Raw genomic sequence first — 13,905 nt, forward strand, 5'->3', positions numbered from 1 at the left:
CGGGAACGTCCGACCCGGCTTCTAGACTCGAAGCATGGCACGGGCGAACGACGAGGCTGCGGCCCTCATCCAGGAACTGGCCGACCTGCTGTCCATCACCGGCGGCGACGCGTTCAAGATCAGGGCGTACGAGAAGGCGGCGCGGGCGATCGCGGGCCATCCCGACGACATCTCCGGCCTCGACCTGGCCGGGCTCCGCAAGATCCCCGCCGTCGGCGAGGCGATCGCGAAGAAGGTCCTCGACTACACCGGCACCGGCACGATCCGGCAGGTGGAGGAGCTGCGCACGCAGATCCCCGCCGGGGTCAGGGCGCTGACCGCCATCCCCACGCTCGGCCCGAAGAAGGCGCTCGCCGTGTACGAGGAGCTCGGCATCTCCTCGGTGGACGAGCTGGCCGCCGCCATCAAGGAGGGGCGGCTGAAGGGCCTGAAGGGCTTCGGCGCGAAGACCGAGGAGAACATCCTCCGCGGCATCGAGCTGATGCAGAGCGCCGGGGAGCGCGTCCTGGTCGACGCCGCCGCGAGCGTCGCCGACGAGGTCGTCGCGGCCCTCTCCGGACTGCCGCAGGTGGAGCGGTGCGAGCACGCCGGGTCGCTGCGCCGGATGCGGGAGACGATCGGCGACGTGGACGTCCTGGCCGCGTCCCGCGACCCGCATCCGATCATGCAGGCGTTCGCGGCGCTGCCGTTCGTCGCGGAGGTCATCGCGAGCGGCGACAAGAAGACCTCGATCCGCACGGCCAAGGGGCTGCAGGTCGACCTGCGGGTCGTCCCGCCGGAGTCGTGGGGCGCGGCGCTGCAGTACTTCACCGGGTCGCAGGCGCACAACATCCGCACCCGCGAGATCGCCGTGAAGGCGGGCCTGAAGCTGTCCGAGTACGGCCTGTTCGACGCCGAGTCGGACGAGCTGATCGTGTCGGAGACGGAGGAGGAGGTCTACGAGCGGCTCGGCCTGCCGTGGGTCCACCCGACGCTCCGCGAGGACGCCGGCGAGATCGAGGCCGCCCTCGCCGGGGAGCTGCCCCGGCTCGTCACCGTCGACGACCTGCGCGGCGACCTGCACAGCCACACCGACCTGACCGACGGCGTCGCCTCCCTGGAGGACATGGTCGCCGCGGCGCACGCCCGCGGCCTGGAGTACTACGCGATCACCGACCACGCGCCCAACCTGGTGATGCAGCGGATGACGGACGAGAAGATGCTCGCGCAGCGCGACCAGGTCGCCGACCTGCAGAAGCAGTACCGCGACCTGACGCTCCTGCACGGCACCGAGCTCAACATCGACCCGGAGGGCGGCGTCGACTGGGACGCCGACTTCCTGTCCGGCTTCGACGTGTGCGTGGCGTCCGTCCACTCCCATTTCACGCAGGACCAGGCGGCGATGACGCGCCGTCTCGTCCGGGCGTGCGAGAACCCGCACGTCCACGTCATCGGGCATCCGACCGCGCGGAGCATCGGCCGCCGCCCGCCGGTCGACGCCGACTGGGACGAGGTGTTCCGCGCCGCCGCCCGCACCGGCACCGCGATGGAGATCGACTCGTTCCCCGACCGGCTCGACCTGCCCGCCGACCTGATCCGCCGCGCGAAGCGGCTCGGCGTGAAGTTCTCCGTCGACACCGACGCGCACTCCCTCGGCCACCACCGCAACATCCGCTACGGCGTCGGCACCGCGCAGCGCGGCTGGCTGACGCCCGACGACGTCATCAACACCTGGCCGCTGGACCGGCTCCGCGAGTTCCTGCGGAAGCGGTGACGTCAGGCGGGCTGAGGGGTCTCGGCGGGCGCGGCCGTGGCGGGCGCCGCCACCGGTTCGGCCGCCGGGACGGGGCCGCGGTCGCGAAGGGCGAAGAAGAGGCGGAACGCCGCGAGCCACATCAGCACCGAGCCGAGCATGTGCAGCAGCACCAGGCCCTCCGGGACGCCCAGGAAGTACTGGACGTACCCGACGACGCCCTGCGCGACGATGAGCCCCGCGAGTTCCTGCCCGCGGCGGCGCGCGGCGGGCGGGGCGCCCGTCCGGTACAGGGCGATCAGGACGATCACCGTCAGGGCCGTGGTGACCCAGGCCAGGACGCTGTGGATGCGGGCGACGTCGGTGATGTCGAAGCCGTAGCGGCGGGCCTCGGCGTCGCCCGCGTGCGGGCCGGTGCCGGTGACGACGGTGCCCGCGACCATGACGGCGGCGCAGGCGACGATCAGCGCGGCGACGAGACGGCGCGTCCAAGGCGCGGCGAGCGGGCGCGGCGGCGCGTCGCCCTCACCGGCCCGGATCCACAGGGCCACGCAGAAGACGAGCAGCGCGGGCGACACCAGGAAGTGCAGGGACACCGTCGCCGGGTGCAGCTCGGTCAGGACGACGATCCCGCCGATCACGGCCTGCGCGACCACGCTCATCGGCTGCGCCAGCGCCCACCACACCAGGCCCTTGCGGCGCGGGCGCAGCCGCAGCGCCGCGACGAACACCAGGGCGCCCACGGCCAGCACCACGAAGGTGATCAGCCGGTTGCCGAACTCGATCGACATGTTGAGCACGTGGTGCTCGGGGTTGTGCGTCGGGACGAGGCTGTCGCCGGAGCAGCGCGGCCAGTCGGGGCAGCCGAGCCCGGACTTGGTGACCCGGACGGCGCCGCCGCTGACGACGATGACCACGTTGCCGACGACGCCGAGGAGCGCGAGCAGCCGCAGCGACCCGGGCGTCGGGCGCCACACGGCGTTCCAGGCCCGGTTCAGGAGGTTGGAGGAGGGTCGCTCTGCCACGGCACCAATCGTATGGGCGGACGCCGATGCCCCTGATCCGGCCCCCGGTTACGTCCGATAGGGGCCGGGCGGGCCGGGCGGGCCGGGCGGCGGTGGGCCGGGTGGCGGCTGCGTGAACCCGGACGGCCCCTGACCCGCCCACGGCGGGCCCGCCGCCCCCGCCCCCGACCGCGGAGGCGTCCGCAGGAAGGCCTGCCTGGCCAGCGACATCAGGCCGAGCAGCGAGTCGCGGCGGGCGACGAACCAGCCCCGGTCGGCGACGCCCCGGTCGGCGCGCTTGTGCAGCAGCGCCAGCTCGGTCGCCGCGAGCTGGTAGTCGGTCATGGCGCGGGCCGCGTCCTTGCCCCCGACGTTGCGGGCCCAGCGGCGGGCGACGCGGCGGGCCGGCATGGAGCGCAGCATCCGCACGTCCTGCGGCGTGACCAGGCCCGTCCCGGCGTACATCGGCAGGTACGCCTCGATGCGCCGGACGGTCCCCCGCCGCTCCACGAACACGATGACGATCAGGACGACGAGGATGCAGAAGTCCAGCGCGTAGACGACGCCGAGCCCGCCGAGCCCCAGCGACGCGCCGCCGTTCCAGAGCCCGTGCAGGACCATCGCGCCCAGCAGCCCGGCGAGCGGCGCGGCGAACTGGCCCCGGCGGTGCGTGGCGGCGTAGGCGACGCCGAGCCCGGTCATCGAGGTGAACAGCGGATGGCTCAGCGGCGCGATCAGGCCGCGCAGGACGAACACCGCCGTGAGCTGCTGCGCGCCGCCCTCGTCGTAGGCCCGCATGTAGTAGGTGATGTTCTCCATCATCGCGAAGCCGAGGCCGACCATCGCGGCGTAGATGATGCCGTCCGCGAAGCCGTCGATCTCGTTGCGGCGGAACCACAGCAGGCCGAACAGGACGGCGCCCTTCAGCGTCTCCTCGATGAGCGGCGCGCCGAACGTGGCGCTGACGAAGTGGCCCTCCGTCTCCCCGAAGATCGGGACGGTCACGTACAGCAGCCCGGCGGTGTTGAGGACGAGCGCGCCGAGCACCGCGATGCCCGCGCCCCACAGGAACGAGAAGACGAGGGCGCGCGGCGGCTCGGGCTCCAGCCGGTCGAGGGTGAGTGCGAGCGCGATCAGCACCGGGATCGGGACGATGGCGAGGAGCACCCCCACCCAGAACCCGGCCCCGCCGAGCGCGGCCGTCAGGCCGAGCGCGATGAGCACGCACACGCCGGAGACGGTCATGCCGAGGATCATTCCGACCGGCGGCCGCCCCGGAACCCGCCCTTCGAGCACCGCCTTGGGGTCCACGTGCGTCATGTGGCGAAGCGTAACGGCCCGTAGCGGCGAACGGGGAGACCGCCTACGACAAGATCGGGTCGACGGCCACGGCGGTGAACAGCAGCGCCAGGTAGACGTTGGAGAGGTGGAAGAACCGCATCGGCCGGAGGTGGACGCCCGTCACCCCGGCCCGCACCGCGCGCAGCAGCCGGTGGCCCTCGGCGAGGAACACCAGCCCGAGGACGACGGCGACGGCGCCGTACACCGGCCCCATCCCGGCGACCGGCCACAGCAGCAGCGAGCAGGCCACGGTGGCGTAGGTGTAGGCGAGGCTCTCGGTGACGACGCGGCGCTCGGTGGCGACGACCGGCAGCATCGGGACCTTGGCGAGGGCGTAGTCGTCGCGGTAGCGCATCGCGAGCGTCCAGGTGTGCGGCGGCGTCCAGAGGAACACGACGCCGAACAGGACGAGCGGCGTCCAGGCGACGCCGCCGGTGACCGACGCCCACCCGATGAGGACGGGCATGCACCCGGCGATGCCGCCCCACACGACGTTCTGGGACGTCCGCCGCTTGAGCAGCAGCGAGTACACGAAGACGTAGAACAGGATCGCGAACAGCGACCCGCCGGCGGCGACCGGGTTGACGGCGAGCAGGAACCCGGCCGTGGACAGCGCCGCGAGCCCGACCCCGAAGATCAGCGCGCGGGCGGGGGTGACCTGGTGGCGGGCCAGCGGGCGGCGCCGGGTGCGGCGCATCTTGGCGTCGATGTCGCGGTCGATGTAGCAGTTGATCGCGTTGGCGGCGCCGGCGGACATGGTGCCGAACGCCAGCGTCAGCAGCACGGTGGACAGCTGCGGGACGCCCCCGGACGCCAGGAACATCACCGGGATGGTGGTGATCAGGAGCAGCTCGATCACGCGCGGCTTCGTCAGCGCGACATAGGCGCGCAGGCTCGCCCCGAACGTCCGCCGGACGGCCGGGGCCAGGTCGAGGTCCGGCCCGGCGGCCACCGGCACGAGCGGGGCCACGGACGCCCCCTCGTCGAGGTCGAGGTCGACCTCGACCCCGCGCTTGTTACTGAGCACCGTCACAATCGGGTCCACGTCCAACTAGGGATGAGAAAGTCGCGTACACCTCGGCGGCGCCCCCGCGATCCGGGCCGGCCTCGGCTGGATGCAACTTCCGGCTTCTTCCTGCCGCGGCCGCTGTCGTCAACCGCGCAATCACTGTAGTGCGCCCCCTCCGGGGGTCACGCACCGGGTCACCGGATCACCTCCCGGATCCCCGCGCGATCCCCCGCTCGGGCCCCGGCGCGATCCCCTGTGCGAGGGGTTAGCCGCCGGTACGTCCGGGCAGGGGTGCTTGGCGATAGGCTCGCGAAGGGCGAGTCATGATCTTCGCCGGTCGCGGACGGGGCGTCGCACGGGGCCGGCGGGAAGAGGCGCCGCGCCGCCGGACGTTACCGCTCATGGGCGGGCGCGCGCGGGCGGCGCACGAGCACAATCCGTACACCGGTTCGAGAGGAGCCCGGCGTTCCGTGAGCAGGGACAACAGCACGTTTGAGTGGTCCGACCAGGACGGGGCGGCGGTGGACGTGATCCGCGCCCTCGCCATGGACGCGGTCGAGGAGGCGGGGTCCGGCCACCCGGGGACGGCGATGAGCCTCGCGCCCGCCGCCTACCTCCTCTTCCAGCGCTTCCTCCGGCACGACCCGACGGACCCGCACTGGCCCGGCCGGGACAGGTTCGTGTTGTCCTGCGGCCATTCCAGCCTGACCCTCTACATCCAGCTGTACCTGTCGGGTTACCCGATGACGCTGGAAGACCTGAAGGCTTTGCGCAAGTGGGGCAGCCTCACCCCCGGCCACCCCGAGTTCGGGCACACCGCGGGCGTGGAGACGACGACGGGCCCGCTGGGGCAGGGCGTCGCGAACGCGGTCGGGATGGCGATGGCGGCGCGCCGCGAGCGCGGCCTGTTCGACCCGGACGCGGCGGAGGGCGCGTCGCCGTTCGACCACACGGTCTGGGCGTTCGCGTCCGACGGCGACGTCGAAGAGGGCATCAGCCACGAGGCGAGCGCGCTCGCCGCCCACCAGCGGCTCGGGAACCTGATCCTGCTGTACGACGACAACCACATCTCCATCGAGGATGACACCGCGATCGCGCTGTCAGAGGACGTCCGCGCCCGGTACGCCGCGTACGGCTGGGACGTCCACCACGTCGACTGGACGGAGAACGGCGACTACGAGGAGAACGTCGCCGCGCTGGCCGCCGCCTTCGCCGCGGCGAAGGCGGAGACGTCGCGCCCGTCGTTCATCGCGCTGCGGACGATCATCGGCTGGCCCGCGCCGAACAAGAAGAACACCGGCAAGGTCCACGGCTCTGCGCTCGGCGAGGAGGAGGTCGCGGCGACCAAGCGGATCCTCGGCATGGACCCGGCGGAGACGTTCCACGTCCCCGAGGACGTCCTGGCGCACGCCCGGCAGGTGTGCGATCGGGGCCGCGCCGACCACGCCGAGTGGAACAAGGCGTTCGAGGGGTGGCGGTCGGCGAACCCGGAGCGGGCGGCCGAGTACGACCGGATCTCGTCCCGGGCGCTGCCGTCCGGGTGGGGCGGCGCGCTGCCGGAGTTCGAGCCCGGCAAGGACATCGCGACCCGTGCCGCGTCCGGGCAGATCCTGGCCGCGCTGGCGCCGGTGCTGCCGGAGCTGTGGGGCGGCTCTGCCGACCTGGCCGAGAGCAACAACACGACGATGAAGGGCGAGCCGTCGTTCATCCCGGAGGAGTTCCAGACGAAGGAGTTCCCGGGGCACCGGTACGGCCGGACGCTGCACTTCGGCGTCCGCGAGCACGCGATGGGCGCGATCTGCAACGGCATCGCGCTGCACGGCGGCACCCGCCCGTACGGCGGCACGTTCCTGATCTTCAGTGACTACATGCGCCCGGCGGTGCGGCTGGCGGCGCTGATGAAGCTGCCGGTCACGTTCGTGTGGACGCACGACTCGATCGGGCTCGGCGAGGACGGCCCGACGCACCAGCCCGTCGAGCACCTGTGGGCGCTGCGGGCGATCCCGGGCCTGGACGTCGTCCGTCCGGCGGACGCGAACGAGACCGCGGTGGCGTGGCGGACGATCCTCACCCACGCCGACCGCCCGGCCGGGCTCGCGCTGACGCGGCAGAAGCTGCCGACGCTCGACCGCGGCACCGGGCTGGCGTCGGCGGAGGGCGTCGCGAAGGGCGGCTACGTGCTGGCCGACGCGGACGGCGGACAGCCCGACGTGGTCATCATCGCGACCGGCAGCGAGGTTCAGCTCGCGCTGGAGGCCCGCGACACGCTGCAGGCGGAGGGCACCCCGACCCGCGTCGTGTCGATGCCGTGCGTGGAGTGGTTCGAGGCGCAGACCGACGCCTACCGGCAGGAGGTCCTGCCGCCGGGCGTGCGCGCCCGCGTGTCGGTCGAGGCCGGGATCGCGCTCGGCTGGCGCGCCTTCATCGGCGACGCCGGCGAGGCGGTGAGCCTGGAGCACTTCGGCGCGTCCGCCGACTACAAGACGCTGTTCCTGCAGTTCGGCATCACCTCCGAGCGGGTCGTCGCGGCGGCGAAGGCCAGCCTGATCAAGGCGGGCGTCAAGCACGCCGGGCGCGGCGAGACCACCGGCAACTAGGGAGAGGCACGATGAGCGACATCTTGAAGGCGCTCTCGGACGAGGGCGTGTCGATCTGGCTGGACGACATCAGCCGCGACCGGCTCCGGTCGGGCGACCTGGCCGAGCTGGTCAAGGACAGCAACGTCGTCGGGGTGACCTCCAACCCGACGATCTTCGCGAAGGCGCTGAGCAAGGGCACGGCCTACGACGACCAGGTCCGCGACCTGGCGGTGCGGGGCGTGGACGTCGAGGAGGCGTCCCGCGCGATCACCACCTACGACATCCGCTGGGGCTGCGACGTGCTGCGCCCGGTGTACGACCGGACGGACGGCCTGGACGGGCGCGTGTCGATCGAGGTCGACCCGCGCCTGGCCCGCGACACCCGCCGGACGGTCGCCGAGGCGCGGGCGCTGTGGTGGCTGGTGGACCGGCCCAACCTGTTCATCAAGGTCCCGGCGACCAAGGAGGGCCTGCCCGCGATCACGGCGGCGCTGGCGGAGGGCATCAGCGTGAACGTGACGCTGATCTTCTCGCTGGAGCGCTACGGCGAGGTCATCGAGGCGTTCTTCACCGGCCTGGAGCAGGCGAGGGAGAACGGGCACGACCTGTCGAGGATCGCGTCGGTGGCGTCGTTCTTCGTCAGCCGGGTCGACACCGAGATCGACAAGCGGCTGGAGAAGATCGGCACGGACGCGGCGAAGGCGCTGGAGTCCAAGGCGGGCCTGGCCAACGCACGGCTCGCGTACGCGCTGTACGAGGAGAAGTTCGGCACCGACCGGTGGAAGGCGCTGAAGGACGCGGGCGCGCGCCCGCAGCGCCCGCTGTGGGCCTCGACCGGCGTGAAGGACCCCGACCTCGTCGACACCCTGTACGTGGACGAGCTCGTCGCGCCCGGCACCGTCAACACGATGCCGGAGGCGACGCTGGCGGCGGTGGCCGACCACGGGCAGCTGCGCGGCGACACCGTCCGCGGCGCCTACGACGGCGCCCGCGCGCACATGGCGGCGCTGAAGGACGCCGGGGTCGACTACGACGACGTCGTGAAGGTGCTGGAGGACGAGGGCGTCGAGAAGTTCGCGGCCTCGTGGAAGGAACTGCTCGACTCCATCACCGGCGAGCTGGAAGCCAAGAGGGCCGGCGCGTGACCTCGGTGGTGACCGCCGGGGGGATCTCGGTCACCATCCGCGGCGCCGTCCTCGACGAGAGCGAGACGGTCCTGGACCGTCTCGTCTCCGACGGCGTGCCGGGCTCGCTGACGTCCGGGAACGCCAACCTGTGGGGGCCCGACGCGGCCCCGCTCGCCGCCCGCCGCCTCGGCTGGCTGGACCTGCCGGAGACCTCGCGGTCGCCGGCGGGCCGGCTGGCCGATCCGGCGGCCGAGGCCCGTGACGCCGGTCTCGACCAGGTCGTCCTGCTGGGCGCGGGCGGTTCCGCGCTCGCCGCCGACGCGATGTTCCGCACCGCAGGCGGCTCCTCGGGGACGGAACTGATCGTCCTGGACACCTCCGACCCGCATGAGGTGTCGCGCGTCCTGGCGGGCGATCTGGACCGGACGCTCGTCGTCGTGGTGGGCGAGAGCGTCGAGGCGGAGGCGCTGCGCCGCGTCTTCGGGCGGGCGTTCTCCGACGCCGGCCTGAACGGCGCCGACCTGGCCCGCCGGTTCGTGGTCGTGGCGGAGGAGGGCTCCGCGCTCGAACGCGCCGCCCTGGACGCGGGCCACCACCTCGTCCACGCCGAGGCCGACGTCGACTCGCGTTTCGGTGCGCTCGGCGCGCGGGGCCTCGTCGCCGCCGCGTTCGCCGGGGTCGACGTGACCGCGCTGCTGGACGAGGCGTCCCGGCTGGCGCGGGCGCTCCGGCAGCCCTACGACAACCCGGCGCTGGCGCTGGGCGCGGCGCTCGGCTCGTCGGCGCTCGGCGCCCGCGACAAGCTGGTCATCGCCGACCACGGCTCGGGGCTCGGCGGCTTCGCCGCGTGGGCGGAGCAGCTGGTCGGCGGGGCGATGGGCAAGGACGGCAAGGGCCTGCTGCCGGTCGTCGTGGAGAGCGTCGACGCCCCGGGCTTCGAGCTGACCGACGACCTGCGCCGCGTCATCCTGGGCCGCCGCCCGGACGAGCCCGGCCCGGGACGCGAGGCGGGCGTGAGCGTCGCCGGCCCGCTCGGCGCGCAGTTCCTGCTGTGGGAGTACGCGGTCGCGGCGGCGTGCCGCGTGATCGGCGTGGACCCGTTCGCCGAGCCGGACGTCGCCCAGTCGCTGGACAGCACGGCGGCACTGCTGCGCTCCGAGGACGGCGCGGCGCCCACGATCGTGCGCAGGCCGCCCGAACTGGTGGCGGGCGCCGTGGAGGTGCACGCCCCGGAAGGCTCGCTGCGCGGCGCGCAGACCCTGGCCGAGGCTCTCGACGTGGTTCTGGAGGACGTCCCGGACGGCGGCTACCTCGCCGCGGTCGCCTACCTGGACCGGGTCGGCGACGCGGCGGCGGCCGCGCTCCGGCCGCTGCTGGCCGCGCGGGGCGCGAAGGTCCGGCGGCGTCCGGCGCCCGTCACGTTCGGGTGGGGGCCGCGGTCGCTGCACGCCGTCGGCCAGTACCACAAGGGCGGCCCGCGGAACGGCGCGTTCGTGCAGGTCACCGGGGCCGTCACGGACGACGTCCCGGTCCCGGGCAGGCCGTACAGCCTCGGGGAGCTGCAGCTCGCGCAGGCGTTCGGCGACCTGCGGGTGGTCCGGTCGCTCGGCCGTCCCGCCGTCCGCCTCCATCTGCGCGACCGCGCGGACGGCCTCGCCCAGCTCGCCGAGGCGCTCGGCTGACCGCCCCGCCGGGCCGAAGAAGATCGATGGAGATGGTCGCGAATGCCCTTTCTCTCCTGAAACGATGGGGGGAGGGAGGGTGCAGTGTCCGGATTCGACGTACTGACGCGCGGCGACGTGCTGGACTCGGCGCTGCGGGCGAGGGACTACCTCGTGAGCTGCGGCGTTCCCGGCATGCTCGCCGCGAAGGACCCGCGGCTGTGGGGCCGGCGCGCGGTCGACCACAGCCGGCTCGGCTGGCTCGACCTGCCGTTCGCCTCCCGCGGGCTGCTGACCCAGGTGGACGGCCTGGTCGCGGAGGCGCGCTACTCGGGTCTCGACCACATCGTGCTGATCGGCGTCGGCGCGGAGAGCCTCGCCGCGCAGGCGATCATGGAGGCGCACGCGCCGCCCGGCGCCGCCGGGCAGGACGCGAACGGCACGGCCCGCCCGTCCGGGGAGCTGACCGTCCTTGACGGCTGCGACACCGCCGCCCTCGCGTTCGCGCTGGAGCGGCTGGACCGGACGCTGGTCGTGCTGGCCAGCAAGGCGGGCGTGTCGCTGGAGGGCGACGCCTACCGCAGGATCTTCGCGGCCGCGTTCCGCGAGCGGGGCCTGTCGGAGCGGGAGATCGCGAGCCGGTTCCTCGTCATCACCGACCACGGCAGCCCGCTGCACGACTTCGCCCGGCAGTGCGGCTACCGGATCGGGCTGACCGACCCGTACCTGCCGGGGCATTACGGCGCGCTGTCGGCGTACGGGCTGGTCCCGGCCGTCCTCGCGGGCGCGGACGCGGAGCGGCTGCTTGAGGAGGCGGCGGCGCTGGTGCCGTCGCTCGGCAAGGACGAGGACAACCCCGGCCTGCTGCTCGGCGCGATCCTCGGCGGCTGCGCGCAGCAGGGGCAGGGCGGCGTCGCCCGCGACAAGGTGCTGCTGCGCGAGCCCGGCGGGACGGGCGCGCTCAGCGCCTGGATCTCCCAGCTCCTCGCCGTCGGCACCGGCAAGCGCGGCCGGGGCGTGCTGGCGCTGGAGGCGCTCGGCGGGCGCGGCGCGTTCCCCGACGTGCACGGCGTGTCGATCAACCCGCGGACGGCGAACGACGACGAGTCCGACACCTCGGTGTGGGCGCCGCTCGGCGCGCAGTTCCTGCTGTGGGAGTACGCGACGGCGGTCGCCGGGTGGCTGCTCGGCGTGAACCCGTTCGAGGCGGGCGGCGATGTCGTGCAGGAGGCGGAGGACGACGCGGCGGCGCTGCTGCGCGCGGCGGGCGACGGGCCGCCGTCCGGGGAGCGTCCGGTGTACGTCGAGGACGGCATCGAGGTGCACGCCGACTTCCCGTGGCCGCCGGGCGCTGAGCTGCAGACCGTCCTCGGCGGGCTGGTCGCGTCCGTCCCGTCCGATGGGTACCTGTCGGTCATGACGTACCTGGGAGACTTCTCCGGCCGGTATCTGGCGCCGTCCCTGGCCCGCGGGTCCGGGCGTCCCGTCGCCTACGGGCCGGGGCCCGCCTACCCGCACGCCACTGGACCGGTGCACAAGGACGGCCGGGGCAACGGCGCGTTCCTCATCATCACCGGCGACCCGGCGCCGGGCGACACGCTCGCCGCGCAGCCCGTCCCCGGCCGCCCCTACAGCCTGGCGAAGCTGCAGATCGCGCGGGCGCTCGGCGAGCTGCGGGCGCTGCGCAGGCGGCGGCTCCCGGTGATCCGGCTGCACCTGCGCGACCCGGTGGACGGCGCGGGCAGGCTCACCGAGGCGGTGCGGGCGGTGGCGGGGGCGCGCAGGCCGTGAGCTTCACCGCCGTCGTCTCGGGGGAGACGGCCATCACCGCCCGCGGGCCGCTCAGGGAGGCCGCCGAGCGGGTGCTGGGCCGGCTCTGGATCGACGAGGTGCCCGTCCGGCTCGCCTCGGAGGACCCGTCGCTGTGGCCGTCCGCCCGCGCCGCCGGGGCGGAGGGCCGCGCGCTGTGCTGGCCGAGCCAGCCGGGGCCGGGGCGCGCCGCCCTGGACCGGGCCGGTGAGCTGCGCCGGCAGGCCCGCGCGGACGGGCTGACCGAGGTCGCGCTGCTCGGGCACGGCGCCCCGGCCCGCGCCGCCGAACTGATCGTCGCGGCCCACCGGCTCGCCGCGGACGACGCCGACGACGACCCGGGCTCCCCGATCATGCCGCTCACCGTCCTCGACGGGCCGGAGCCGGGCCCGCTGCTGCGCCTCGCCGACGACCCGGAGCGGCTGAACCGGACGCTGTTCGTCGTGACGGGCGACGACCCGGGCTCCGACGCGCTCCGCGAGGTCCTGGACGGGCTGCTCCGCGACGCCCTCGGCCTGTCGTCCGCCGAGGTCGCGCGGCGGTTCGTCACGGTCGCCGAGCCGCGCGCCGCGGCCGCCAAGCGCGCCGCCGAGGCGGGCCATCCGCTGATCGAGGCGCCCGCGCCGACCGCGTTCGGCGCCCTGTCCCCCTACGCGCTGGTGCCCGCGGCCCTCGCCGGCGCCGACATCCCCGCGCTGCTCGACGGCGCGACCGCCGTCCTGCCGTCGCTGACGCGGCCGGAGAACAACCCGGGGCTCGTCCTCGGCGCGATCCTCGGCGGCGCGGTCCGCGCCGGGCGGCGCACGGCCGTGCTCGGCGGCTACCCGGCGGCGCTTCCCGGCATCGCGCGGTGGGTCGCGCTGCTGCTGGAGGAGACGGCGTGCGGGCGGCTGACGCCGGTCGTCCAGGACGGCGGCCTCCCCCTGCGGCCCGACGACGACCTGTTCCTCGTGACGTTCGACGGCCGCCCCCGCCAGGACGACGCCACCGTCACCGGCCCGCTCGCCGCCCAGCTCGTGGTGTGGGAGTACGCCGCGGCCGTCGCGTCCTACCTGCTGGAGCTGGACCCTCTCGCGCCTCGGCACGGCGCGGCCCCGATGACGCTCGACGACGGGACCGGCGAGCCGCTCCTCGCCGACGGCGTCCCCGGCCAGGCCGTAGAGGTGTTCACGACCGTCCCGGAGCTGATGGCCGCGCCGGACCTGCCCGCGCTCGTGGACGCGCTCGCCGCCCGGATCGGCGCCGACGAGCACCTCGCGATCGTCGCCTACCTGGACCCGGACGAGCCGCACGGGCAGGGCGGGCAGGTGCGCCGGCTGGCCGCGCTGCTCGCCGCCCGCTCCCGCCGCCCGGTCACCGTGGACTGGGGCGCGGGCCACCCCGCGATCTGGAATGATCACCGCGACGGGGGCGTATACCTGATGGTGACCGGGAACGTCGTCCGCGACGTGCCGGTCCCCGGCCGCCACCACCGGCTCGGCATGCTGCAGCTCGCGCGGGCGCTCGGGGACGCCCGCGACGCGCGCGCGGCCGGCCGCCCGGTGGTGCGGCTGCACCTGCAGAACCGCCGGGCGGGGCTCGCCCGGCTGCTCGACTCCGCCAGAGAAGGGGACTGAGCACGCAGTGCGATCACCGACGAAGGG

The 13,905-nt window shown here is 74.3% G+C and carries 9 protein-coding genes; 6 read left to right on the forward strand and 3 right to left on the reverse strand.

Going from position 1 to position 13,905, the window contains the following annotated elements:
• Window positions 1–34 precede the first annotated feature (34 nt).
• Window positions 35–1,753, forward strand: coding sequence for a DNA polymerase/3'-5' exonuclease PolX (gene polX, locus ACH35V_RS12505; RefSeq protein ID WP_395972153.1), 1,719 nt, complete (start codon window positions 35–37; stop codon window positions 1,751–1,753).
• A gap of 2 nt (window positions 1,754–1,755) precedes the next feature.
• Here the strand turns inward: polX and ACH35V_RS12510 are convergent, their stop codons facing one another.
• Genes ACH35V_RS12510 through ACH35V_RS12520 form a run of 3 tightly spaced genes read right to left on the reverse strand, consistent with a single transcriptional unit; the run spans window position 1,756 to window position 5,110 of the window.
• A complete protein-coding gene (locus ACH35V_RS12510) occupies window positions 1,756–2,757 on the reverse strand; it encodes a heme A synthase (protein ID WP_395972154.1) in 1,002 nt (333 codons plus the stop codon).
• A gap of 48 nt (window positions 2,758–2,805) precedes the next feature.
• Window positions 2,806–4,056, reverse strand: a complete 1,251-nt coding sequence (locus ACH35V_RS12515) for a PrsW family intramembrane metalloprotease (protein ID WP_395972155.1) — start codon at window positions 4,054–4,056, stop codon at window positions 2,806–2,808.
• Between the two features lie 43 nt (window positions 4,057–4,099).
• Window positions 4,100–5,110 carry a heme o synthase gene (locus ACH35V_RS12520; protein WP_395972156.1) on the reverse strand — a complete coding sequence of 337 codons (1,011 nt, stop codon included), beginning with the start codon at window positions 5,108–5,110 and terminating at the stop codon, window positions 4,100–4,102.
• 446 nt (window positions 5,111–5,556) lie between these two features.
• On the opposite strand from ACH35V_RS12520, the gene tkt reads away from it, so the two are divergent.
• From tkt to ACH35V_RS12545, 5 genes are all read left to right on the forward strand, one after another.
• Complete coding sequence (gene tkt, locus ACH35V_RS12525; protein WP_395972157.1) at window positions 5,557–7,683, forward strand: transketolase; 2,127 nt, start codon at window positions 5,557–5,559, stop codon at window positions 7,681–7,683.
• A gap of 11 nt (window positions 7,684–7,694) precedes the next feature.
• Window positions 7,695–8,810: a transaldolase gene (tal, locus tag ACH35V_RS12530; RefSeq protein WP_395972158.1), complete on the forward strand. Its 1,116-nt coding sequence runs from the start codon at window positions 7,695–7,697 to the stop codon at window positions 8,808–8,810.
• Window positions 8,807–10,474 (forward strand): glucose-6-phosphate isomerase, encoded by a 1,668-nt coding sequence (locus ACH35V_RS12535; protein ID WP_395972159.1) that lies wholly within the window; start codon window positions 8,807–8,809, stop codon window positions 10,472–10,474. The genes tal and ACH35V_RS12535 overlap by 4 nt, the downstream gene beginning before the upstream one ends.
• A gap of 84 nt (window positions 10,475–10,558) precedes the next feature.
• Window positions 10,559–12,244 (forward strand): phosphoheptose isomerase, encoded by a 1,686-nt coding sequence (locus ACH35V_RS12540; RefSeq protein ID WP_395972160.1) that lies wholly within the window; start codon window positions 10,559–10,561, stop codon window positions 12,242–12,244.
• A complete protein-coding gene (locus ACH35V_RS12545) occupies window positions 12,241–13,878 on the forward strand; it encodes a hypothetical protein (protein WP_395972161.1) in 1,638 nt (545 codons plus the stop codon). The genes ACH35V_RS12540 and ACH35V_RS12545 overlap by 4 nt, the downstream gene beginning before the upstream one ends.
• The last annotated feature ends 27 nt before the right edge of the window (window positions 13,879–13,905 follow it).

The organism is Actinomadura sp. 1N219 (genome assembly GCF_044326405.1).
Taxonomy (GTDB): domain Bacteria; phylum Actinomycetota; class Actinomycetes; order Streptosporangiales; family Streptosporangiaceae; genus Spirillospora.

Excerpts from the sequence above, each read along its gene's own strand:
- polX (WP_395972153.1), top strand. The coding sequence starts at position 35 with ATGGCACGGGCGAACGACGAGGCTGCGGCCCTCATCCAGGAACTGGCC.
- ACH35V_RS12515 (WP_395972155.1), bottom strand. The coding sequence starts at position 4,056 with ATGACGCACGTGGACCCCAAGGCGGTGCTCGAAGGGCGGGTTCCGGGG.
- tal (WP_395972158.1), top strand. The coding sequence starts at position 7,695 with ATGAGCGACATCTTGAAGGCGCTCTCGGACGAGGGCGTGTCGATCTGG.